General features: G+C 69.8%; 20 protein-coding genes and 1 tRNA gene. 10 read left to right on the top strand and 11 right to left on the bottom strand.

What is annotated here, in order from left to right; translation table 11 throughout:
* The first annotated feature begins 9 nt into the window (after window positions 1-9).
* A complete protein-coding gene (locus ACFVM3_RS19740) occupies window positions 10-1,398 on the top strand; it encodes an amino acid permease (RefSeq protein WP_378440493.1) in 1,389 nt (462 codons plus the stop codon).
* Here the strand turns inward: ACFVM3_RS19740 and ACFVM3_RS19735 are convergent.
* Window positions 1,376-2,350, bottom strand: coding sequence for an ROK family protein (locus ACFVM3_RS19735; protein WP_378440492.1), 975 nt, complete (start codon window positions 2,348-2,350; stop codon window positions 1,376-1,378). The genes ACFVM3_RS19740 and ACFVM3_RS19735 overlap by 23 nt on opposite strands.
* An 8-nt stretch (window positions 2,351-2,358) precedes the next feature.
* Window positions 2,359-2,781 carry a winged helix-turn-helix transcriptional regulator gene (locus ACFVM3_RS19730; RefSeq protein WP_378440490.1) on the bottom strand — a complete coding sequence of 141 codons (423 nt, stop codon included), beginning with the start codon at window positions 2,779-2,781 and terminating at the stop codon, window positions 2,359-2,361.
* Between the two features lie 55 nt (window positions 2,782-2,836).
* Between ACFVM3_RS19730 and ACFVM3_RS19725 the strand changes: the two genes are divergently transcribed.
* On the top strand, window positions 2,837-4,327 hold the full coding sequence (locus ACFVM3_RS19725) for an MFS transporter (RefSeq protein WP_378440488.1): 1,491 nt from the start codon (window positions 2,837-2,839) through the stop codon (window positions 4,325-4,327).
* Here the strand turns inward: ACFVM3_RS19725 and ACFVM3_RS19720 are convergent.
* The 4 genes from ACFVM3_RS19720 to ACFVM3_RS19705 form a co-directional block, all read right to left on the bottom strand.
* Window positions 4,267-4,731, bottom strand: coding sequence for an SRPBCC family protein (locus ACFVM3_RS19720; RefSeq protein ID WP_378440486.1), 465 nt, complete (start codon window positions 4,729-4,731; stop codon window positions 4,267-4,269). The two genes, ACFVM3_RS19725 and ACFVM3_RS19720, sit on opposite strands and share 61 nt — an antisense overlap.
* A 29-nt stretch (window positions 4,732-4,760) precedes the next feature.
* Complete coding sequence (locus tag ACFVM3_RS19715; RefSeq protein ID WP_378440484.1) at window positions 4,761-5,759, bottom strand: aliphatic amidase; 999 nt, start codon at window positions 5,757-5,759, stop codon at window positions 4,761-4,763.
* A complete protein-coding gene (locus tag ACFVM3_RS19710) occupies window positions 5,746-6,369 on the bottom strand; it encodes an AmiS/UreI family transporter (protein WP_378440482.1) in 624 nt (207 codons plus the stop codon). The genes ACFVM3_RS19715 and ACFVM3_RS19710 overlap by 14 nt, the downstream gene beginning before the upstream one ends.
* Before the next feature lie 84 nt (window positions 6,370-6,453).
* Window positions 6,454-7,530 (bottom strand): substrate-binding domain-containing protein, encoded by a 1,077-nt coding sequence (locus tag ACFVM3_RS19705; RefSeq protein ID WP_378440480.1) that lies wholly within the window; start codon window positions 7,528-7,530, stop codon window positions 6,454-6,456.
* A gap of 87 nt (window positions 7,531-7,617) precedes the next feature.
* Between ACFVM3_RS19705 and ACFVM3_RS19700 the strand changes: the two genes are divergently transcribed.
* On the top strand, window positions 7,618-8,028 hold the full coding sequence (locus tag ACFVM3_RS19700) for a MarR family transcriptional regulator (RefSeq protein WP_378440478.1): 411 nt from the start codon (window positions 7,618-7,620) through the stop codon (window positions 8,026-8,028).
* A 3-nt stretch (window positions 8,029-8,031) separates the two neighbouring features.
* Here the strand turns inward: ACFVM3_RS19700 and ACFVM3_RS19695 are convergent, their stop codons facing one another.
* The 4 genes from ACFVM3_RS19695 to ACFVM3_RS19680 all read right to left on the bottom strand — a co-directional run bounded on the left by ACFVM3_RS19695 (window position 8,032) and on the right by ACFVM3_RS19680 (window position 10,831).
* Window positions 8,032-8,649 carry an MFS transporter gene (locus tag ACFVM3_RS19695; RefSeq protein ID WP_378440476.1) on the bottom strand — a complete coding sequence of 206 codons (618 nt, stop codon included), beginning with the start codon at window positions 8,647-8,649 and terminating at the stop codon, window positions 8,032-8,034.
* A gap of 239 nt (window positions 8,650-8,888) precedes the next feature.
* Window positions 8,889-8,962: transfer RNA gene (locus ACFVM3_RS19690), tRNA-Arg, on the bottom strand.
* A 242-nt stretch (window positions 8,963-9,204) separates the two neighbouring features.
* Window positions 9,205-9,594 carry a peptidase inhibitor family I36 protein gene (locus tag ACFVM3_RS19685; protein ID WP_378440474.1) on the bottom strand — a complete coding sequence of 130 codons (390 nt, stop codon included), beginning with the start codon at window positions 9,592-9,594 and terminating at the stop codon, window positions 9,205-9,207.
* Between the two features lie 187 nt (window positions 9,595-9,781).
* Window positions 9,782-10,831 (bottom strand): LacI family DNA-binding transcriptional regulator, encoded by a 1,050-nt coding sequence (locus ACFVM3_RS19680; protein ID WP_378440511.1) that lies wholly within the window; start codon window positions 10,829-10,831, stop codon window positions 9,782-9,784.
* Between the two features lie 121 nt (window positions 10,832-10,952).
* Here ACFVM3_RS19680 and ACFVM3_RS19675 point away from each other — a divergent pair, with 121 nt between their 5' ends.
* Together ACFVM3_RS19675 and ACFVM3_RS19670 are read left to right on the top strand one after the other, a co-directional pair.
* Window positions 10,953-12,131, top strand: a complete 1,179-nt coding sequence (locus ACFVM3_RS19675) for an MFS transporter (RefSeq protein ID WP_378440472.1) — start codon at window positions 10,953-10,955, stop codon at window positions 12,129-12,131.
* Between the two features lie 68 nt (window positions 12,132-12,199).
* The gene (locus ACFVM3_RS19670) at window positions 12,200-13,327 is read left to right on the top strand and encodes a sensor histidine kinase (RefSeq protein WP_378440470.1); all 1,128 of its coding nucleotides are present in this window, start codon (window positions 12,200-12,202) and stop codon (window positions 13,325-13,327) included.
* On the opposite strand, the gene ACFVM3_RS19665 is transcribed toward ACFVM3_RS19670, so the two are convergent.
* Window positions 13,301-13,939: a histidine phosphatase family protein gene (locus ACFVM3_RS19665; RefSeq protein ID WP_378440468.1), complete on the bottom strand. Its 639-nt coding sequence runs from the start codon at window positions 13,937-13,939 to the stop codon at window positions 13,301-13,303. The genes ACFVM3_RS19670 and ACFVM3_RS19665 overlap by 27 nt on opposite strands.
* Window positions 13,940-13,981: 42 nt before the next feature.
* Between ACFVM3_RS19665 and ACFVM3_RS19660 the strand changes: the two genes are divergently transcribed.
* The 5 genes from ACFVM3_RS19660 to ACFVM3_RS19640 all read left to right on the top strand — a co-directional run bounded on the left by ACFVM3_RS19660 (window position 13,982) and on the right by ACFVM3_RS19640 (window position 21,339).
* Window positions 13,982-16,009 carry a cytochrome c oxidase assembly protein gene (locus ACFVM3_RS19660; RefSeq protein ID WP_378440466.1) on the top strand — a complete coding sequence of 676 codons (2,028 nt, stop codon included), beginning with the start codon at window positions 13,982-13,984 and terminating at the stop codon, window positions 16,007-16,009.
* A gap of 242 nt (window positions 16,010-16,251) precedes the next feature.
* Window positions 16,252-16,374 carry a hypothetical protein gene (locus tag ACFVM3_RS19655; RefSeq protein WP_378440464.1) on the top strand — a complete coding sequence of 41 codons (123 nt, stop codon included), beginning with the start codon at window positions 16,252-16,254 and terminating at the stop codon, window positions 16,372-16,374.
* Between the two features lie 188 nt (window positions 16,375-16,562).
* On the top strand, window positions 16,563-17,012 hold the full coding sequence (locus ACFVM3_RS19650; protein ID WP_378440462.1) for a single-stranded DNA-binding protein: 450 nt from the start codon (window positions 16,563-16,565) through the stop codon (window positions 17,010-17,012).
* A 96-nt stretch (window positions 17,013-17,108) separates the two neighbouring features.
* Entirely contained in the window at window positions 17,109-18,785 is a 1,677-nt protein-coding gene (ettA, locus tag ACFVM3_RS19645) for an energy-dependent translational throttle protein EttA (protein ID WP_378440460.1), read from the top strand.
* Window positions 18,786-18,801: 16 nt separating this feature from the next.
* Window positions 18,802-21,339, top strand: coding sequence for a hypothetical protein (locus ACFVM3_RS19640; protein WP_378440459.1), 2,538 nt, complete (start codon window positions 18,802-18,804; stop codon window positions 21,337-21,339).
* Window positions 21,340-21,499 lie beyond the last annotated feature (160 nt).

Here is a 21,499-nt window from a genome sequence, read left to right as displayed (position 1 = left end):
GGATCCACCATGCCCGCACCAGGTCCCGCCGAACCCGTGACCGCGATCGAAACCCGGTCGCTCGGGAACGGTTTCCGGCGGCGCCACGTCACCATGCTGGCCATCAGCGGGGCCATCGGCGCCGGCCTGTTCGTCGGCACCGGCGCGGGGATCAAGACCGCCGGCCCCGGCATCCTGCTGTCGTACGTGGTCGCGGGTCTGCTCATGGTGCTCGTGATGCGCATGCTGGGCGAGATGGCCGCCGCCGAGCCGAGCAGCGGTTCGTTCTCGGTGTACGCGGAGAAGGCGCTCGGGCGCTGGGCGGGGTTCACCGTCGGCTGGCTGTACTGGTCGCTGCTGGTGGTCGTGGTCGCGGCCGAGGCCACCGCGGCGGCGGGGATCGCGAACGGCCTGCTGCCGCAGATTCCACAGTGGACCTGGGTGCTGCTGTTCATGGCCGTGCTGACCGTGGTGAACCTGTTCGCCGTGCGCTCGTTCGGGGAATTCGAGTTCTGGTTCGGCGCGATCAAGGTGACCGCTGTGGTCGGCTTCCTCGTTCTCGGCACGCTCGCGGTATTCGGGATCCTGCCGGGTACGACGCCGGTCGGCCTCGACAACCTCACCGGGCACGGCGGTTTCCTGCCCAACGGACTCCAAGGCGTGCTGACCGGCCTGCTCGCGGTCGCGTTCTCCTTCGGTGGCATTGAACTGGTCACCATCGCCGCGGCGGAGTCCGAGGACCCGGCGGATTCGATCCGCCGCACCACGCGCACGGTCATCGTGCGGCTGCTGCTGTTCTACGTCGGTTCCGTGGCGCTGATGGTGTTGTTGCTGCCGTGGGAGACCGCTTCGGCCAACACCAGCCCGTTCGTGACCATCCTGGAGCGGATCGGGGTGCCGTCGGCGGCGCTCCTGATGAGTTTCGTCGTACTGACCTCGTTGCTCTCGGCGCTGAACGCGAATCTCTACGGCGCCTCGCGGATGGTGTTCTCCTTGGCCGACCGCGGTGAAGCGCCGCGCGCGATGCTGAAGCTGTCCTCCGCGGGCGTCCCGCGGACGGCGGTGCTCGCTTCGGTGGCCTTCGGTTTCGTGGCCGTACTGCTGAACTTCCTCGCTCCCGAACACGTCCTGCCGTTCCTGCTGAACGCCATCGGGGCGAATATCCTGCTGGTCTGGATCTTCGTCGCCGTCTCGCAGCTGAAGCTGCGGAAAGCGGCGGAACGGGACGGCACGGCCGCGGACCTGCCGGTGCGGATGTGGGGTTTCCCGTGGCTCAGCTGGGTCGCGCTGCTCGCGATGGCGGGCGTGCTCATTCTCATGTGGACGGACGCCGACGCGCGGACGCAGCTGTTCACCAGTGGCGCGGTGGCCGTGCTGATCGTGGTGATCAGCCTGCTCAGGCGACGTCCGCGACGCTGAACAGGTCACGCTCCACCCGGCTCAGCGCCAGCCGGACCGCGCCGAGCGCCACCGAGTCTTCGCCGAGGGCCGACGTCTCGACGCGGACCGGGAAGAGGCACAGCCGGGCCAGTTCGGCGCGTAGCGGCGTCGTCAGCGAATCTTCGGAGCCGCTGATCACCACCAGCCGCGGGTCTACGGCGAGCACGGTCGCGGCGACGAGTTCGACGAAGCCGCCGCCCTGGCGCAGGGCGCCGATCTCGCCTGCCGCGCCGTGGTGGCCCGTGTGCAGCCTCCCGCCGAGCAGCAGGCCCAGCGAGACGGTGCGCCCGGCCCGCACGTAGACGACGTCGTCGACGCCGCGCGCGGCACCGCGCCAGTGTTCGGCCAGCGCCGCGAGCCCGGTGTCGTTCCCGGTCAGCACCGGACAGCCGCCTGCGAACTCCGCGGGCAGGTCGACCCCGGTCCAACCGGGAAGACGGTCGTCGCGGAGGACCTTGCCGCCGGACACCGCTCCGGTGGTGCCGATGCCGAGCACTCGCACGTTCTCGTGGCCTTCGACGGCGGTGGCGAGTACCCGGTGCGCGGTACCGAGCCGGTCCGCGGCGGCGGCCTCCGGGGTGAGTCCGGCCTCAGCCCGCCCGACGACCTCGCCCCGCAGATCGGCGACCAGGCACAACGCCTGACGCGGGCCGATCTCGAGGCCGGCGACGTGCCCGGACTCATGGCGGAAGCGGTACCGCTTGGCGGGCCGCCCCACCGGCCGCGGCGCGCCGGGCGGGAGCGGGACCTCCTCGACCAGCCCTTGTTCCCCGAGGTCGGTGGCGATCTCCTCGACCGTCGGACGGGAGACCTCGCTCGCCTTGACCAGCTCCGCGAGGGTGAGTTCCTCGGCCTCGTACAGCGCCCGCAGGACGGCGATGGCGTTGAGCCGCCGCAGCAGTGACGGATCCCCTCCGGACAGTCTGGCCATGCGGCTCCCTAGACGGTGGCGCGTTTGTCGTACTGGGCGCGCGCGAGGGCGATCTCGCTCTGGTGATCCTCGGTCCAGGTGACCAGCGACTGGATCGTCTTGTGCAGCGTCATCCCCAGCGGCGTCAGCGCGTACTCGACGCGGGGCGGCACCACCGGATAGACGGTGCGGCTCACCAGCCCGTCGCGTTCGAGATGCCGCAGCGTGGTGGTGAGCATGCGCTGGCTGATGCCGTCGATCTTGTATTTGAGCTCGGTGAACCGCAGCGTGTTCCGGTCGAGCAGCGCGATCACCAGTAGCGACCACTTGTCGGCCACCCGGTCGAGGATCTGGCGGACCTCGCAGTCCTCGCGCGTGTCCCACTGGAAGGCCTCGTAGTCCTCCTCGGTGAGTTCACAACGACTAGGTGAGTTCAAAGTGCCTTCTTCCATGGTCGTCGATGGTGACGGAAGATCCCCTTGGTTACAAGAGGGAACCGACCGGCCGATGAGTAACCGTCGGTTCCCGCTCACTGAGGGAGATCCGATCTTGAGCAACTCGCAAACGCTTCCGCGCGCCGACCGGATGGGCGGGCGGGCCTGGGGCGTGCTCGTAGTGCTGTGCGGCGCCATCTTCCTGGAGGGCATCGACGTCGCGATGCTGAACGTGGCGCTGCCGTCCATCCGGGCCGAACTCGGGTTGTCGACGGCGACGCTGAGCGGCGTCGTGAGCGCCTACGTCCTCGGCTACGGCGGGTTCATGCTGCTGGGCGGGCGCGCCGCCGACATGTTCGGCCGCCGCCGTATGTTCCTCGCCTGGCTGGTGGTGTTCCTCGTCTTCTCCGGCCTGGGCGGGTTCGCCACCGAAGGCTGGATGCTGCTGCTCGCCCGGTTCGTCACCGGCGTCGCCGCTGCCTTCATGACCCCGGCCGGGCTGTCCATCATCACCACGAGCTTCGAGGAAGGCCCGAAACGCAACAAGGCGCTGCTGTTCTACGCCGGCACCGGGGCGGGCGGATTCTCGCTCGGACTGGTCATCGGCGGCCTGCTGACCAGGATCGACTGGCGGTGGGTGTTCTTCACACCGGTGATCCTGTCCGCCGTCATCCTGCTCGCCGCGCTGTGGCTGATCAAGGAACCGGCGGGCGAGGAACGCGTACCGCGCCGCCTGGACCTCCCCGGAGCGTTCACCGTGACCGCGGCGATGTTGCTGATCGCCTACGCGGTGGTCCGGCTGGAACACCCCGGACAGGGCTGGGGCTGGACCCTCGCGTCGTTCGCCGGGGGAGTGGCGGCGCTGGCGGCCTTCGTGGCCGTCGAACGCCGCTCGCCCGCGCCGCTGGTGCGGCTGGGCATCCTGAAGTCGGGGCCGCTGGTGCGGGCGAACGTCAGCGCCCTGCTGTTCGCCGGTTCGTTCTTCGGGTTCCAGTTCCTCGTCACGCTGTACCTGCAGGAACTACGGGGCTGGTCGACGCTGGAGACGAGCCTGGCGCTGCTGGCCGTCGGGATCGACGCCATCCTCGCGCCGACGCTGACCCCGCGGCTGGTGGCGAGGTTCGGCAACACCCGGCTGATCTTCGGCGGACTCGTGCTCGCCGCCGTGGCGTATGCGCTCTTCCTGCCGCTGGGCCTGGACTGGACGTACGCGGCGATGTTCCCGTCGATGATCATCCTGGGTCTCGGGTTCGCGCTCGCCTACGGTCCGCTGACGATCGTCGCCACCGACGGGATCGCCGAGGACGAACAGGGACTCGCGGGCGGACTGCTGTACACGGCGTTCCAGTTCGGCGCGGCGCTCGGGCTGTCCGCGGTGACCGCCGTCAACGTCGCCGCGCTCGGCGACGGTTCGCGAGAGGCCGCGCTCGGCGGTTTCCGGGCGGCGCTGGTCGTGCCGCTGGTGATGGCCGTCCTCGCCGCGCTCGTGATCGCGTCCGGTCGTCAGCGCGTTTCGGCGAAGGAAGCCAGGTTGGCCAGCGAAGAGGCGATCCCGGCCTCGTGATCGGCCTGGCCGATGCCGGGCGGCACGTCCGTCGCGGCGACGGTCACCTCGGTGCCGTCACCCGCGGCGGCCAGGCTCCAGGTCATCGTCATGGTGCCCGCGAACGCGGGGTCAGCGGACTCGAAGACGGCCCGCTGCACCACACGTTCGGCGGGCACCAGCTCGGCGAACCCGACTTCGACGACGTCCGTCGCGTCCGACGACTTGCCGGGCGCGGCGGACGCGTCGAGGTAGGTGAGGATCATGCGGAAACCGCCGCCGGGCCGCGGATCCCAATGCTCGATCCGGCCGCGCATTCCTTCGGGCGGCAGCCAGGCTTCGAGGGACTCGCGGTCCAGGAGCGCCTGGTAGACGGTCTCGGGCGGGGCGGCGATCGTCAGGCTGCCGCTGTCGATCCTGTCCATGGCGCCGAGTCTAGGGCGCACCGTCCTCGTCAGGGGTGCCGAGGAGTGATGGTGTCGCGGGTGATCGACTCGACCTTCTCCTGCGCCTTCTTGGCGTCGGTGACCCAGAGCTTGTAGAAGTCGAACGGGCAGTCCGCCACGCCCTTGTCGCCTTCGTCCGCGTCCTGCACGCCGGTGTAGCCGCGGTGCAGCAGCTTGAAGATGTGGTTCTGCGACTGGTCGTAGGTGCGCGCGTCGCGGATCGCCGAAACCGACAGTTGCGCGTATTGGATCCCGTATTCCTCTTCGCCGGTTTCGCCGAGGGTGCGGCCGTCGAAGCCGATGATCGCGGAATGGCCGAAGTACGAGTACACGCCGTCGAACCCGGCGGCGTTGGCCACGGCGACGTAGCAGTTGTTGGCCCACGCCATCGCCTTGGCCATCAGGATCTGCTGCTCCTTGGCCGGGTACATGTAGCCCTGGCAGCGCACGATCAGCTCGGCGCCCTTCATCGCGCAGTCGCGCCAAATCTCGGGGTAGTTCCCGTCGTCGCAGATGATCAGCGAGATCTTCATGCCCTTCGGGCCGTCGCTGACGTAGGTGTCCTCGCCCGGGTACCAGCCTTCGATCGGGCACCACGGCAGGATCTTGCGGTACTTCTGGACGATCTCGCCGCGGTCGTTGATGAGCACGAGCGTGTTGTACGGCGGTTTGTCCGGGTGATCCTCGTGTCGCTCGCCGGTGATCGAGAAGACGCCCCAGGTCTGGGCTTCCCGGCACGCGGCCGCGAAGATCTCGGTCTCCTCACCGGGAATCGTCGCCGCGGTCTCGTACATTTCCTTCGGGTCGTACATGATGCCCTGCGTCGAATACTCGGGGAACACCACGAGATCCATGCCGGGGAGCCCGGACTTCATGCCCACCACCATTTCGGCGATCTTGCGGGCGTTGTCGAGCACCTCGGCCTTGGTGTGCAGTCGCGGCATCTTGTAGTTGACCACCGCGACACCGACCGTGTCCGGGCTGGCGGAAATGTCACCGTGTCGCATGAAGACTCCTTTTCTCCGAACGGTTTTTCAGGACGTCGAGGGATCCGGCGGCCGCGACCAGCGCCACCGCGATCGCGGCCGCCAGCAGTGCGGTGCCGCCGTCGCTGCGGTAGGCGCCGGTGAGGCCGAGGAAGGCGGGCACAGTGCACGTCGGCTGGCTGAGCAGCAGGACGGTCCAGCCGGTGAAGCGCGTCAGATGGTCTTTGCCGAGGCCGAGCACCAGGAAGAACAACGTCCACAGCAACGCCCAGGACAGCCAGATGACCCCGAACACCGGGTCGTTGCCGTGCCAGAAGGCGATTCCCGCGTACACCACGGCCGCGCCCGCCACGAACAGCGAGAACCAGCCGATGCCTTCGGGCTCCAGGCCGGCGAGGTTCGCGATGCCGACGTACAGATACGTGAAACCGAACAGGTACAGGCCGGACGCGGCGAGGATCGCGTCCGGATTCCCGTTCGCCTGGACGATCAGCACGGTCGGGGTGACGCACTGCAGCGCGCCGACGAACAGGTTCAGCACCGCCGCCGAACGCGGAGGTATCCGGCCGAGCAACATCAGGCCGTTGATCATCAAGGCGGCGCCGACGTAGAGCAGGCCCACGTTGCCCATGCTCACCTCCGCGAAACGTGCGTCACATGGAATAATTTCAAATGAAAGTAAGTGGTGTGCCGGGGCGAGTCAAGAGGGTGAAGTTCAGAGCCGGGTGAGGACTTCGAAGTCGTAGCCGTCGGCGATCGCGAGATGGACGTGCTGATCGGCCTGCCGCCCGCGGAACTCGATCGTGCCGCGCGGTCCGTGATAGGCGACGCCGTCGATCGCCGCGTTGAGCGCGGGGAGCTCCGACGTTCCCGCCCTGCCGACGAGTTCGGCCAGCGTGTGCAGTCCCTCGTAACAGGATTCGGCGGCGTTGTTCAAGGCCGGGGCGCCGGGGCCGTTGCGGCCCACGTAGCGGCCGAGGAGGTCCATCGCGTCGGCCGTGACCATCGACCGGAAGTAGGCGGCGGAGACGTAGAGGTTGCCGGTGGCGTTCGCGCCACTGGCGAGCAGCATGTTCTCCTCCATCAGCGGACTGAAGCGGACCAGCCGGTCGCTGAGCCCGTGTGCGGCGAAGGCCCGGTTGAACCGCACCGCGTCCTGTCCGACCAGCAACATGAGTACACCGTCGCTTGTGGACTGTTCCACCTTGCGGACCACAGTGGACATATCGCCCGCGCCGAGCCCGACGAACGCCTCGCCGGTGACGCGCAGATCGAGATCCTTGGCGTACTGGTGGATCGCGCGGGTCGACCGGTGCGGCCAGACGTAGTCGTCGCCGACGACGAACCAGCGCCGGGCGCCGAGGTGATCGCGCAGCCAGCGCAGTGCCGGCTCGATCTGGCAGCGCGGCGTCTCGCCCGTGCAGAAGATGCCCGAGCGGCGCTCGCCGCCTTCGTAGAGCGAGGTGTACACGTACGGCACCCTGTCGGCCACCACCGGCGCGAGCGCGTGCCGGATCGACGAGATATGCCAGCCGCTCACGGCGTCGACCCGCCCGTCGGCGACCAGGCGCCGCACTTCGTCGGCCACTCGCGCGGGAGTTCCGCCGCCGTCGACCACCTCGGCCTCGACCTGCCTGCCGAGGATGCCGCCGGATTCGTTGAGCTCGTGGACGGCCAGCTCCGTGATCGCCTCGCACGACGGGCCGAACAGTCCGGCCGGTCCCTGCAATGGGACCACCATGGCCACACGCCAGGTGTCGTCGCGGGGCCGGGTGGCGAGGCGTGGGGGCATGGCGCTCCGTGCGGTGGCCCGGTAAGGTCAAAGTGCTTTCACCTGGAAGTATTGCGAGGGTGTCCGGTTTTGGCAAGGGGACGGGATATGGGGACACGCGGCGTCACGACCGCCGGAACGTCGCTCACCGGCTCGCTCACCCGCGCCGCTCGTGCCGTCGCCGCCAGGGTGGAGCAGGTGCTCGCCAAGGAAGGTCTCACCCTGGACCAATGGCTGGTGCTGGACACGCTGAGCGGCAAGGGCGGCCTCGCCATGGCCGACCTCGCCGACCGGACGCTCGCCACCGCCCCGACGTTGACGAGGGTGGTCGACAAACTCGTGACCACCGCGCAGGCCTACCGCGAGGTCGACGCCGCCGACAGACGCCGCGTCCTCGTCCACCTCAGCGCCCGTGGCCGGGCGACGCACCGGCGCGTGGCCGCGAAGGTGGCGGACGTGGAAGCCCGGCTCGACGTGCCGGACGATGTGCTCGCGGCGCTGCAGGAGCTCGGCGACTGAAGATCAGGCGTGTTTCGGCCTGGCCAGCGCGACGATGCCGATGACCCCGGCGACGACTAGCGCGACGAACACGAACAGCGCGGCCACCACGAACACCACACGAAAGCCGGTGGCGTCCGAGAGCAGCCCGCCGAGAACCGGTGCGGCCACCAGTGCGAGGACGCCGAGGCCCGCCGTCACCCCGGTCGCGACGCCGCGACCGGTTCTGAGGCGCCGGATCAGCGCGACGGTCACGCCGAGGACGGCGCCCGCGCCGAGTCCGTTGAGCACCCGCCCGACCAGGAGCAGACCGCTGCTGGGCCCGAAGGCGACCACCAGCACGCCGAGGAGCATCAGGACGATCGCGGGCACGGTCACCGACGTCGGGAAGCGCGTGCCGAGCAGCAGCCCTGCCGGGAAGGCGATGGCGGCCGCGACGACGTACGCCACGAGACCGTTCAGCAGCAGCGACTGGCCGGACATGCCCAGATCGATCCGCAAGGCCGACTCACCGTCGAACCGGTAGATCACGGTGACCAGGAACAGGCCGATGAGCGCGGCGAACCCGGGCCCGATGACGAGCCACCAGGGAGGCGCGGCGGTCGGCTGCGAGTCGCGTTGCGTCGGCGTCGGCACGTACATGCGGACAACCTATAGCGCACGGCGAGGTGGACGGATCACTTCACGAAGACTTGCCGGTGTGACAGTGACCAACAACAGGGGCAAGATGTCACGGACCGCCACCGCTGGGGCATCCGGAGAGGCCCCAGCGGTGCGGAACGCTCGAACCTCGCGCGGATCCAAAGTGATCCGTTTGTGATCCTCGGACCGAACTGCGTTCGAGTTGCCTGGTCACACAGTGCGTGTGACCAGGCGCGACGTGCCCCCGGCAGGACTTGAACCTGCGACCTAGAGATTAGAAGGCTCTTGCTCTATCCAGCTGAGCTACGAGGGCCGACGTCGGCGACGTTGGGTGTCGCCCAGCATCGGCAGCTTAGCCGTCGCCAACCTGTCGATCGTTCGACACCGCCAGATCGTTTCAGGTCGAGCCCACCCTTTTTTGGAACGCCCGTGAGCGCGCCACGACGCGGGGTGACGCGCTCACGGGCCGGGGCCGCTTCGGGGGAGCGGCCCCTGGGTTCGCGCAGGTCGCGAGTCGACTCTCCCGCGAGCGACCGGCGCGAACCGTCGGGGTGGTCAGTCCCAGATCTTGAGGGCGCGGATCACGAACGGGCCCTGGGGTACGTAGGTGCCGCCACCCGGATAGGTGATGAAATCTCCCTCCGTGGTGCATTCCTCGCTCTGGTAAATCGTCACGTCCCTGCTGAGCCGGTTGACGAACGAATGCCCGTCGAAGCCTTCGGGTAAGGGAATGCATTCGTCGGGATTGGCGGTGCGCAGGTCGAATTTGTGCACCGCGCCGCCGTACGAATCCTCGCCCCAGACGCAGAACTCGCCCTTCTGGCAGGCGGGTTCGGGCGGCGCGGTGGTGGCGCTCGCGACTCCGGCGCTGGTCAGCAGGCCGGCCATGGCGAGCAGGAGCACGTGCGGGAGGCGGGCGCGCAGGTTCGTCAAACGTCGTTGCATGGCTGGGTTCTCCCCCGTGAATCGGCGGCTCGATCGCCGTCGGTGAATGTGTGATTCCACGATGGCGCGCGGGGAAGAGTTTGTCTGCCCGCATTTCTACTTCTGTGGATAAGTAGTTGTGCGCCGCTCGATCGGGGCGAGTTGTCCACATATCACCGGGGCGCCTTGCGCGTGCCGGAACCGGCTGCTACACGGGCGCGGTGGAATCCCGGACGACCAGTTCGGCCGGTACTTCGGCGGGCGCGGGGACCTTCTCCCCGCGCAGCAGGGCCAGCACCAGTTCGCCGGCCGCCCGTCCCTTGGCGGCCAGGTCCTGCCGGACCGTCGTCAGCGGTGGTTCGGACCATCGGGCGGGCGGGACGTCGTCGTAACCCACGACCGAAAGGTCGCCGGGGACCGACAGGCCGAGCTGTCTGGCGGCCGAAATCGCCGCCAGTGCCAGGAGATCCGACATGCACAGCAGCGCCGTCGGCCGTGGTCGCCGGTCAAGCAGGCCGAAAGCGCTCGGGAGGGCTCCTTCGACCGAGAGCCCGGACGCCTCCCAGATCGGCACGTCCGCCGCCGGGATCCCCGCCTCGGCCAGCGTCTCCAGGTAGCCGGCCATCCGTTCGCGGTTGTCGTGGAACCGGCTGTTCCCGGCCTCGACCACGCTCAGTTCGCCACCACGCGGCGCCGAGAGGCACTGCGCCGAGAAGATCCCGATCCGCCGGTGCCCGAGTTCCACCAGGTGCCGGGCCGCGGCGGCCGCCCCCGCCCGGTCCGCGACACCGATTCTCGCCGTACCGCGGATATGCGGCTGGTCGATCACCACCAGCGGCAGGCCCCGATCCCGGACCGCGGTCAGCGCCGGCGCGCCGTCGGCCAGCGAATACGCCACCGCGATGTCGGCCTGCGCGGTCAGGACCCGCTCCGCGCGCGGACCGCCGCTCTCGCCGTCGCCGGGCAGCAGCAGAAGGGCGTGGCCCTCGGGATCGACGACGGTCGAGAGCGCGTCGAGGGTGACCGACAACGCGGGATCCGAGAACGCCGTCGAAAGATTCGTGTCGAGCAGGACGGCGATCGCGCCGTTGCGGCTGGTGGCGAGGCTGCGGGCGGTCGGGTTCGGCCCCGCGTACCCGATCTTCTTGGCCGCGCGAAGGACCTCTTCCCGCAGCTGGGCGGACAGCTGGTCGGGCCGGTTGTAGGCGTTGGAGACGGTCGCGCGCGACACCCCGACGGCGTCGGCGACATCGTCCAACGTCGGCCTTCGTCGTCGGGTGCTGGTCACCGCGGCAGTCTAGTCCCGGCAAGGGCCGGTGGACTTTCTGAAGCGCTTAAGTCATTCTGGGCGAAGAGGAATCGAAAGGAGACTGGGGTCTATGCGTGACCGTACGGCCGTTTTCGTCGTGTTCGCGCTCAACGGGGCCGCGCTCGGCTCGTGGGCGCCGCGGACTCCGGCGTTGTCGGAACGAGTGGACGCCTCTCCGGGTGTCTTCGGGCTGGCCCTGCTGGGCGCCAGCGTCGGCATGCTGATCGCGGCGTCGGTGTCGGGGCGGCTGATCGAGCGGTACGGCGCCCGCGCGGTGGTCGCGGGCAGCACGGTCATCGCCTGCGCGGCGTTGCCGATGATCGGCTTCTCGACGTCGGTCGCCCTGCTCGCCGGGGCGTTGTTCGTGCTCGGGGCGAGTGTCGGCGCGCTCGACGTGGCGATGAACGTCGCCGGAGTCGAGGTGGAGCGCCGGTCCGGACGCGCGATCATGCCGATCCTGCACGCCGGGTTCAGCTTCGGGGCGTTGGCGGGCTCCGTCGCCGCGGGGTTCGCCGCGTCGCACCAGTGGTCGCCGGGGAGGCATCTCACGGTCGCCGCGCTGGCCGCTCTGGTGGTGCTCGCCTTCGTGATCGCCGCCGTACCCGGCGCTCGACCCGAACACGCCGAACCCGTCGAGAAGCCGCGAGTGGCGCCGATCAAACGTCCCGTTCTCTGGCTGCTCGCCGCCATCGCGCTGTTTTCGGCGATCGCGGAAGGAGCGAGTTCGGACTGGTCCGCCCTGCTGATGACGTCCGTGCACGGGGTCGGCGACGGCGCCGCCGCCTTCGCGTACTCGGGATTCGCCCTGGCCATGGCGCTCGCCAGGCTCGCGGGCGCCTGGCTTCAGAACCGTTTCGGTGCGACGCGGGCGCTCGCGGTGGGTGCAGGGATCGCCGCCGCCGGTCTCGTGCTCGCCGCGCTGGCCCCCGTTCCGGTGTTCGGGTTCGTCGGCTTCGCGCTGGCGGGTGCCGGGCTCGCCGCGGCCTTCCCGATCGCGTTGAGCCTCGCGGGCGCGTCGGGCAAACGCGCCGACGGGACGGGAGGCGAGCGCGAACTGGCCTTCGTCACGGCGATCGCCTACACCGGCTTCCTCGCGGGGCCGCCGCTGATCGGCGGGATCGCGCAGGTGACGTCGCTTTCGGTGTCGTTCCTGTTCGTCGGGCTGACCGCCGCGCTGATCGTGCCGTCCGCGGTGGCGGCGGCGCGGGCGGGGAAACGGGAGGCGGTGGCCCAACCCGTCGCCCGTTGACACCTCGGTAAACTGAAATGAATGCGCTTCGGTCGCTTTTTCAGTGAGGCTAATCCGGGAGGACGCTGATGCTCGGGAGCGGCAGAGGTATCCCGGCGCGGTTGGTGCGGACCACGTTGCCCTGGCTGGTGCTGGTCCCGGTGGCGTTCCGGCTGGCGATGCTGGCGCAGGCGCTGTGGGTGGCGGGCCCTGGGACGTCGGTGCTGTGGACGTTCGTGGCGCTGCAGCTGGTGTCCAACGTCGTCGCGGCCGTCTGGATCTTCCGCTGGTCCGCGGCCGGGACGCGGCTGGTTCCGTTGGTGGACAGCGCGTTCGCCGTGCTCTTCTGCGTCGGGGCCGCGCCGTTCGCGCAAAACACCGCGATCACGTCGATCACCTGGACCCACCTGATGGGCACGGTGATGATCTGGGCACTGCTGCGCGGCGCGACGGCCGGGGTACTGGCCATCGGGGCCGCGGTCGTACCGCACGTCCTGCTGGATCCGGCCTCCTCACCCGGTCTCCTGTTCACGCTCGTGACGGCGCTGGTGGTGTCGGTCGCGGTCGTCGGCCTGGTCGGCGCGTCGATGCGGTTCGCGGTCGGGTTCGGAGAGCAACAGGGCCGGGCCGCGAAACGCGAACGGCATCGCCGCGACGTCCATGACACCGTCCTGCAGGTGATGGAGTCGTTCGCGATCCCCGCGCCCGCCGACGAACTCGACCCGGCGGCCAGCCTCGACCGTGTCCGCCGCACCGCTCGCGCCCAGGCGATGCGCATCCGGATCAGCCTCGAACACGAATCCAGCGAAGGAATCGGACTGCATCAGCGGCTGCGGCTGCTCGCCGCCGAAATGGCCGCGGAAGGGCTGCGCGTCGAGGTCGTCGTCCAGGACGACGCCGCGCCGGAGCTTTCGGAGGAGGCGGCCATGGCGCTGCACGACTCCGCGAGGGAAGCCTTGCGCAACACGTTGAAGCACTCCGGGACAAGGCGGGCCGTCGTGAACATCGAAGAGATCGGCGGTGGGGTTTCCTTGACGGTGCGCGATCACGGCGCCGGTTTCGAGGTCGGGGCCCGGCGGCGCGGCTTCGGCCTCGAGAACTCGATCATCGCGCGGATGGCGGAGATCGGCGGATTCGCGCGGATCGAATCCAGCCCGGGGCTGGGAACGAGGGTGGTGCTCCTCGCTCCTTCAATCCTGAGTCTCCCCGTCGGGTGAGTCCCGCCACTGGCCGAACGGGCGGTCCAGCGTCCACTTGCCGTCCACCCGCTCCACGACGCGGTATTCGCACGTCTTCGGGTTGGACAGGGACTCGAACAGCTCGATGCTCCAGCCGAAGAGCCGTCGGCACAGCAAGCGGATGGTGAGCCCGTGTGAGACGACCAGCACGGTTTCGGGGTGATCTTCGCCGCACGCCGCCAGCTCGCTGAGGAACGCCGCGACCCGGTCGTCGACGTCCGCCCCGGACTCGCCGAACGGGAGCCGGTAGAAGAAGTGGCCGAACTCGTGGCGACGTTGTTTCTGGACCTCCTGCTCCAGCGGGTCCTGGAGGTTGCCCCAGTCCTGTTCCCGCAGCCTCGGCTCCGGCACGATCCGCTCGCAGGCGTCCCGGATGTCCAGCAGCCGCAACGTTTCCCGCGTCCGCAGATAGGGGCTGACGTAGACCGCCGTCCGCCGCCCGCCGAGGACCTCCTCGATCTCCGGCCCCGCCAGCTTCGCCTGCTCACGACCGGTGTCGGTCAGCGGCAGGGCGTGGTCGGGGATCCGGGTGTAGGCGAGTTCGTCGACGTTGCCGAGTGACTCGGCGTGCCTCAGCAGGATGATCCGCACGCCGCCATCTTGCCGGTTGCGCGTTCGGCATACCCTCGTGACGTGCCTTCAGACCCCGAGACGAAACCGGCCCCACCCGCGCGGAAGGCCGGTGTCCTGCCGCTGGTGTCGATCGGGGCGCTCCTGGCCGCGGTGGTGGCCGTCGGCCTCGTCGCGCTGACCGGTGGCGCCGGTTACGTCATCGCCGGACTCCCGGACCCGGGCCTGGTGACCCGCTACGGCATCACCGTCGTTCGAGTGCTGGCCGAGACGGCTTCGGTGCTTTGTGTGGGGTCGCTGCTGCTCGCCGCGTTCCTCGTCCCGCCGCAGAAATCCGGCACGCTCGCGGCCGACGGTTACGCGGCCATCCGTGTCGCCGGCGTCGCGGCGTGGGTCTGGTTCTTCGCGGCCGTCGCGTCGGTCTTCTTCTCCGCGGCCGACGGCGCGGGCCGCCCGTTCACCGAGGTGCTGTCGCCGCAGGTGCTGGTCGATCTCGTCGACGCCATCGAACAGCCGAAGGCCTGGCTGTTCACCGCGTTGATCGCGTTGCTGGTCGCGCTCGGCTGCCGTCTCGCGCTGACCTGGGGCTGGACGACGGTGGTCTTCTTCCTGTCCGTCGGCGGCCTGGTCCCGGTCGCGGTCACCGGGCACTCCGCGAGCGGCGGCTCGCACGACATGGCGACCAACAGCCTGCTGTACCACCTCGTCGCCGCCGCGTTGTGGGTCGGTGGGCTGGTGGCATTGCTGGCGCTCGGCTGGCGCCGCGGTGGGAACCTCAAGCTGGCCGCGACGCGGTTTTCCAAGCTGGCGCTGGTGTGCTGGATCGTGATGGCGGTCTCCGGCATCGTGAACGCGCTGGTGCGGATCAGGATCGCCGACCTGTTCACCACCGACTACGGCCTGCTGGTGGTCGCGAAGGTCGTCGCGCTGCTGCTGCTCGGTGTCTTCGGCCATCAGCAACGGCAGAAGGGCGTCGCCGGGCTGGTGAACGGCGCGGGCGGTGGTCAGCTGCTGCGGCTCGCCGCGGTCGAGGTGCTGATCATGTTCGTCACGATCGGCATCGCCACCGGGCTCGCGAAGACCCCGCCGCCGCAGGAATCGCTGACCCAGCCGTCGACGACGGAATTGCTGATCGGGTACGACCTCTACGGTCCGCCGACCGTCGTCCGGCTGCTCACGGACTGGCGGTTCGACCTCGTCTACGGCACTCTCGCGCTCGTTCTCGCCGGGCTGTACCTCGCCGGGGTGCGGCGGTTGCGGCGCCGCGGCGACACCTGGGCCACCGGCCGGACGGTCGCGTGGCTCGCGGGCTGTTTCGTCCTGCTGATCGCGACGTCGTCCGGTATCGGCCGGTACGCGCCCGCGATGTTCAGCGTGCACATGGGCAACCACATGTTGCTGTCCATGGTGGCTCCGGTGCTGTTCGTGCTCGGCGGGCCCGTGACGCTCGCGCTGCGCGCGCTGCCCACGGCTGGCAAGGATGCCCCGCCCGGACCGCGTGAATGGCTGCTCGCCTTCGTGCACTCGCCGCTGTCGCGGTTCCTGACGCATCCGATCGTCGCGCTGCTGCTGTTCGTCGGTTCCTTCTACGGCCTGTACTTCTCCGGCCTGTTCGATTCGGCGCTGAACTACCACTGGGCGCATCTGGCGATGAACGCGCACTTCCTGCTCGCCGGGTACGTCTTCTACTGGCCGGTGATCGGTGTCGACCCGGCGCCGCGACGGCTCCCGCCGCTGGGACGGCTGGGGATGATGTTCGCCGCCATGCCCTTCCACGCGTTCTTCGGGATCGCGCTGATGAGCATGCAGACCGTGCTCGGACAGGACTTCTACCGCGGGCTGAAACTGCCGTGGGTCACCGATCTCCTCACCGATCAGCGGCTCGGCGGCGGGATCGCGTGGGCGTCCGGTGAGCTGCCGGTGCTGTTGGTGCTCGTCGCGCTGCTGGTGCAGTGGGCGCGGCAGGACGAGCGGGAGGCGCGGCGACGGGACCGCCGCGAGGAGGCCTCCGGTGACGCGGATCTGAACGCCTACAACGCGATGCTGAAGAAACTCGCCGATCAGGGGCGGGGGCCGGATTCCGGCTCGTAGCGTTTTGGCCGCAACCGGACAACGGGGCGGCGGCGCGCGCCACGGTGGGAACCTGGGTTTCAGTGGCATCCGCGCCGTGCTCGACCACGCTCGTTACAGCGACATCCTGCGTTCCGTCGAACGGTCGTCGGGCGGTGTCACGAAGACCTACACCGCCGTGGTGGATCCGGGGCACGCCGAATGGCTCGGCACCCTCGAGGAACCGGCGGGCATCACCCAGCTCGGCAACGGCAAGGGTCCGGTTGACCGAGGCCGCGGTCGTGTATCTGCGGAATCCGCCGTCGCCGCTGTCGCTCTATGTCCAGGTGCAGGGCGACGAGCTGGTGGTCGATCTGGTGCCCTACAAACTGACACGCGATCGGTAGGGCCTCTACCACGCCTCGCCGACAAAGCACGGCCTTCCGGCCCGAGTTGTCCACAGGAAGCCCACACCGTCCGGAGTTGTCCACAGATCCGGTTTTCGTCCCTTTCCGCCCTTGAGGCCGAGGCACGCTGTGATCAAGGGAAACGCCGGGAAGGTCCCGGGACGAGGAGAAGGGCGAGTGTGATGGCGATGGGCGAAACGTGGGTGACCATGATCGGCAACCTGACCAGCGAACCGGTCCACCATCCGGAGCGGGGGCACGGGCACGACGTCGTGTCGTTCGGCTTGCGGAGTGTCGAACGCCGGTACGACAAGGAAAGAGGGGAGTGGGGCGAGGGACGGCAGCTCGCGGTCAAGGTCACCTGCTGGCGCAAGCTGGCGATGGCGGCGTTCTCCTGCCTGAGCAAGGGTGATCCGGTGATCGTGGCCGGGCGGCTGCGCGGCGCCGAGACCGCGGAGGAGATCCCGGCACCTCTGGGTCTACCTGAGCTTGAGGCCTTCTCCATCGGTCCCAACCTGGCGCGGTGCTCGGCCGAAATCCACCGGATGGGACGTGACCGGCCCAGAGCGATCCCGTCGGTGCCGCCGCCCACCGGGAATCCCATGGTCACCGCGCTGGAGGAGGCGCCGGTGGGCTGAGGTTCCGATGCTCGGTCAGTGATATCGGGCTGACTGTCGGTAGCTCGGTGGTGACCGCCGTCAAGGCCGCGATCGCCTCGCTCTACGATCGTTTGCATGGCCGAGTTCATCTACACCATGAAGAAGGTGCGCAAGACCGTCGGGGACAAGGTCATCCTCGACGACGTCAGCACCGCGTTCTACCCCGGCGCCAAGATCGGCGTGGTGGGGCCGAACGGCGCGGGTAAGTCCACCGTTCTGAAGATCATGGCGGGGATCGAGCAGGCCAGCAACGGCGAAGCCTTCCTCCAGCCTGGCGCCAGCGTCGGCATCCTCATGCAGGAGCCGGAGCTCAACGAGGAAAAGACCGTCCGCGAAAACGTCGAAGAGGGCCTTGGTGACATCAAGGTCAAGCTCAACCGCTTCAACGAGGTCGCCGAGCTCATGGCGACCGACTACAGCGACGAGCTGATGGAGGAGATGGGCAAGCTCCAGGAGGACCTCGACCACGCCGACGCGTGGGAGATCGACTCCGCGGTGGAGCAGGCGATGGACGCCCTGCGTTGCCCGCCGCCGGAAGAGCCGGTCACCCACCTCTCCGGTGGTGAGCGCCGCCGGGTCGCGCTGTGCAAGCTGCTCCTGTCCGCGCCCGACCTGCTGCTCCTCGACGAGCCCACCAACCATCTGGACGCCGAAAGCGTGCTGTGGCTGGAGCAGTTCCTGGCCAACTACGCCGGCGCCGTCCTCGCCGTCACCCACGACCGGTACTTCCTGGACAACGTCGCCGAGTGGATCATGGAGCTCGACCGCGGCCGCGTCGTCGGCTACGAGGGCAACTACTCGACGTACCTGGAGAAGAAGCGCGAGCGTCTCGAGGTCCAGGGCAAGAAGGACGCCAAGCTCGCCAAGCGGCTGAAGTCCGAACTCGAATGGGTCCGGTCCAACGCCAAGGCGCGCCAGACCAAGTCGCGGTCCCGGCTCGACCGCTACGAGGAGATGGCCGCGGAGGCGGACAAGCACCGCAAGCTCGACTTCGAAGAGATCCAGATCCCGCCGGGGCCCCGGCTGGGCAGCGTGGTCGTCGAGGTCGAGAAGCTGCGCAAGGGTTTCGACGACCGGGTGCTGATCGACGGGCTGTCGTTCGACCTGCCGCGCAACGGCATCGTCGGCGTGATCGGGCCGAACGGTGTCGGCAAGACGACCCTGTTCAAGACGATCGTCGGGCTCGAGGAGCCGGACGACGGCCGGGTCAAGATCGGCGAGACGGTCAAACTGTCCTATGTGGACCAGAACCGCGGCGGGATCGACCCGAAGAAGACGGTATGGGAGGTGGTTTCGGACAAGCTGGACTACATCCACGTCGGGCAGACCGAAATGCCCTCGCGTGCCTACGTCAGCGCGTTCGGTTTCAAGGGGCCGGACCAGCAGAAGCCGGCGGGCGTGCTCTCCGGTGGTGAGCGCAACCGGCTGAACCTGGCGCTGACCCTCAAGCAGGGCGGGAACCTGATCCTGCTCGACGAGCCGACGAACGACCTGGACGTCGAGACCCTGGGTTCGCTGGAGAACGCTCTCGAGCAGTTCCCCGGCTGTGCCGTGGTCATCTCGCACGACCGGTGGTTCCTCGACCGGGTCGCGACGCACATCCTCGCCTGGGAAGGCACGGACGAGAACCCCTCGCAATGGTTCTGGTTCGAAGGTAACTTCGAGGGCTACGAGAAGAACAAGGTCGAACGCCTCGGTGCCGAGGCGGCTCGTCCGCACCGCGTCACCCATCGCAAGCTGACCCGCGACTGAGGGCCGGGGGTTCCCCGTGGAAGCCAGCAAGCGCCAACGGCCGGGCTCGCCCACCACCATGGTGGGTGGGCGGACGGCTGCCACCGGGGGAACCCTGTCCGCTGTCGGCAGGCTGATCGAACGCGCGGACGCCCTGCACCTGAGGGCGCCCGAGCTCGCACTGGTCCTCGGGGAGCGCGCGGCCGCGCTCGCCGAGGCCGCCGGTGCCGACGAGCAGTGGATCCGCGCGGAGAGCCTGGTCGTGAGCGCCCGGGTACGGCTCGGTGGCCGTCCCCGGACGGTCGGCCGGGCCGTGGCCGCCCTGCGCGCCGCGGAACACGCGGGCTACGGCGACATCGCCGCCCGGCTGAGGATCGACCTGGCGGTCTGCGCGCGCAGCGTGGGCATCCCGCTGACGGGCCTGGCCGCGCTGCGTCCGCTGCTGGCGGATCCGGCGGTCTCGCCCGCGCACCGGGCGGAGGCGTTGTGTCACCTCGTGGGCTGTTTGGCGCAGTTCGGCCGCAAGGCGGAACTGGACCGGGTGCTCGCCGAGGCGGACAAGCTCGTGCTCGGTGACGGCTCGATGACCGCGGACTCCCAGTTGCTGATCCGCGCGCTGCTGCGGGTCGGGGTGTCGGCGCACCGTCGACGGCACGGTGACCTGACGTCGGCCGCCGACGCCGCGCGGACCGGGCTCGGCATGCTCGAAAAGCTCGGAAACCCGGACGACGGAGGTCTCGTCCGGATCCGGCTGATCCTGCAACTCGTCTGCACGTTGCTGGACCGGGGCGACACGGAGATGGCGCTGGAGGTCGCGCAGCCGATCCTCGACGCGCCCGTCCGTGCCGCCGGGATCGCGCCCGCCGCGTGGCTGCGGCTGGCGGTGGCCACTCGTGTCCTGTTGCCCGCGGGGTCAGGAGAAGCCGCGGGAATGCTCGTCCGTGAGGCGGTCGCCGGAGCCGAGGACCACAACCTGCACGCCGTCACGGCACGGCTGTGGCTGGAACTCGCGCAGATCGAGGAACGGCTCGGCCGCGCCGAGGAGGCCATCGGCTGCCTGCACCGTTCGCGTGCGGCCGAACATCTGCACGCCCGCGCGCGCAGGCAGGCGTGCAACGTCCTGGTCGGCGAATTCGGCGCGGCCGAGAACGCCGCCGTCGACCTCGACGACGTCCTGCGTGCCGTCGCCACGCGGCCGACCGCCGCCGCGGCGCCGGTGCCCGCGCCGGAACCGGCCGAGGTGACGGCCGTGATCCCGGCGATCGCCGCGGCGCCCCCGAAGCGGGCCGCTGCCGAGGCGCCGGTTCGTCGTGAGCCGCCGCGGCCCGCGCGGCAGAGCAGGCATGCGGAACCCGCCCCTGCGCGGCACACACCGGCCGAGCCTCCGCGCCCAGCCGTGGAGCGCCCGGTGGAACCTGCCGTGGCGCCGGTCGCGGCTCCGGTGGCAGAAAAGAGCGAAGCGCCGGTGCTGAAGCCGCCGTCCCGCCCCGAGCCAGTGAGGGAAGCGGTGGCGTCCGACAGCGACTGGCGCCGTCGGGTGCCCAAGAAGACCAAGCCGTCGATCAAGTTCGAGCCCAAGGCCGAACCCGTCGCGCCGAAACTGCTGCCGCCGCCGAAGCCGGAGCCCGCGCCGCGTCCTGAACCGGTGTCGCACGCCGAACCGGTGTCGCGTCCGGAACCGGAGCCCGGGCGCCGTCGCCGTCAGGAGGAGCCCGCGGCGCGCGAGCCCGTCGCTCCCGAACCCGCGATCGTCCTGCCGGAAGCCCCGGCTCCGGCCGCGCGGCGCCGGGCCGAGGAACCGGTGCCCGTGGCGGCGTCGGAAACCGTTCTGCCGGAACTGCTTCTCGCTCCCGAGCCCGCCGCCGAACCACGGCCGCGCGTGGCGGCGGAGACCCGTCCGCCGGGTACCGCCGCGCCGTTGTGGGAGAGCGACGAGTGGGCGGCCGAAGAGCGGGCGCGCCGGTCCTCGGCGCCGGTCTCGCGCAAGACCAGGCACGACGCCGAACACGGTTCGGTGGCGGCGAAATCGGTACTGGACCGGCTCGGGATCTCGAGCACGGGCGGGCAGGGCGGTGGCCGCCGTCGCGCGGACGGCGCCGCGGATCCGGTGCGCCCCGATGCCCTCACCGAAGAACGCGCCGACACCGGCCGTGCCCGCCGGGAGCAACCTCCGGTCGAGTACAGCGAACCCGCCGTCCCGCTCGCGCCGCCGCCTCGGGAGGACCCGGCGCCGTCGCCGGGAACCGGGACGGGGGAAACTCCTCGCCCGAGCGCCAAGGAAGAGGTCGCGGATCCGTGGCTGCCGCGATTGCGGATGCCGCCCGCGCTGGACCCGCTGACCGACACCGGCTCCTGGCGGCCGATCACGCCGTTCCCGGAGAGCTACGCCCGCGCGATCGCGGAGGACGAACCGCCGCCGGACGCCGGTCTCGCCGACTTGCTCGCCCGCGCGCTCGCGGAGCACCAGGCGGGCACGGCCAGTGCCGCCGCGCTCGTGAAACAGCTCGGCTCCCAGGACTCGGGAAAGCGCCCCGTCAACGGTCACGACCGCCACCGCGCCAACGGCAGCGACTGAGCCAGGGCGGTAGCAAAGGTCCCTTGCTCCCACCTCGGTGGAAGCTGACGTCGGCTTGAACGATTCAGCCAGCCCGCTGAGGTCGCCCGAAGCGGCACCGCGCGGCAATGGGTGCTGGTCACCCCGGTGCGGCGGGTCGCGGCAGGGCCCGGACAGACCG

It is taken from the genome of Amycolatopsis sp. NPDC057786, assembly GCF_042797905.1.
Lineage (GTDB): Bacteria > Actinomycetota > Actinomycetes > Mycobacteriales > Pseudonocardiaceae > Amycolatopsis.
The sequence above is the reverse complement of the archived record's forward strand: the minus strand, read 5'-3'. Positions and strand labels throughout refer to the sequence as shown.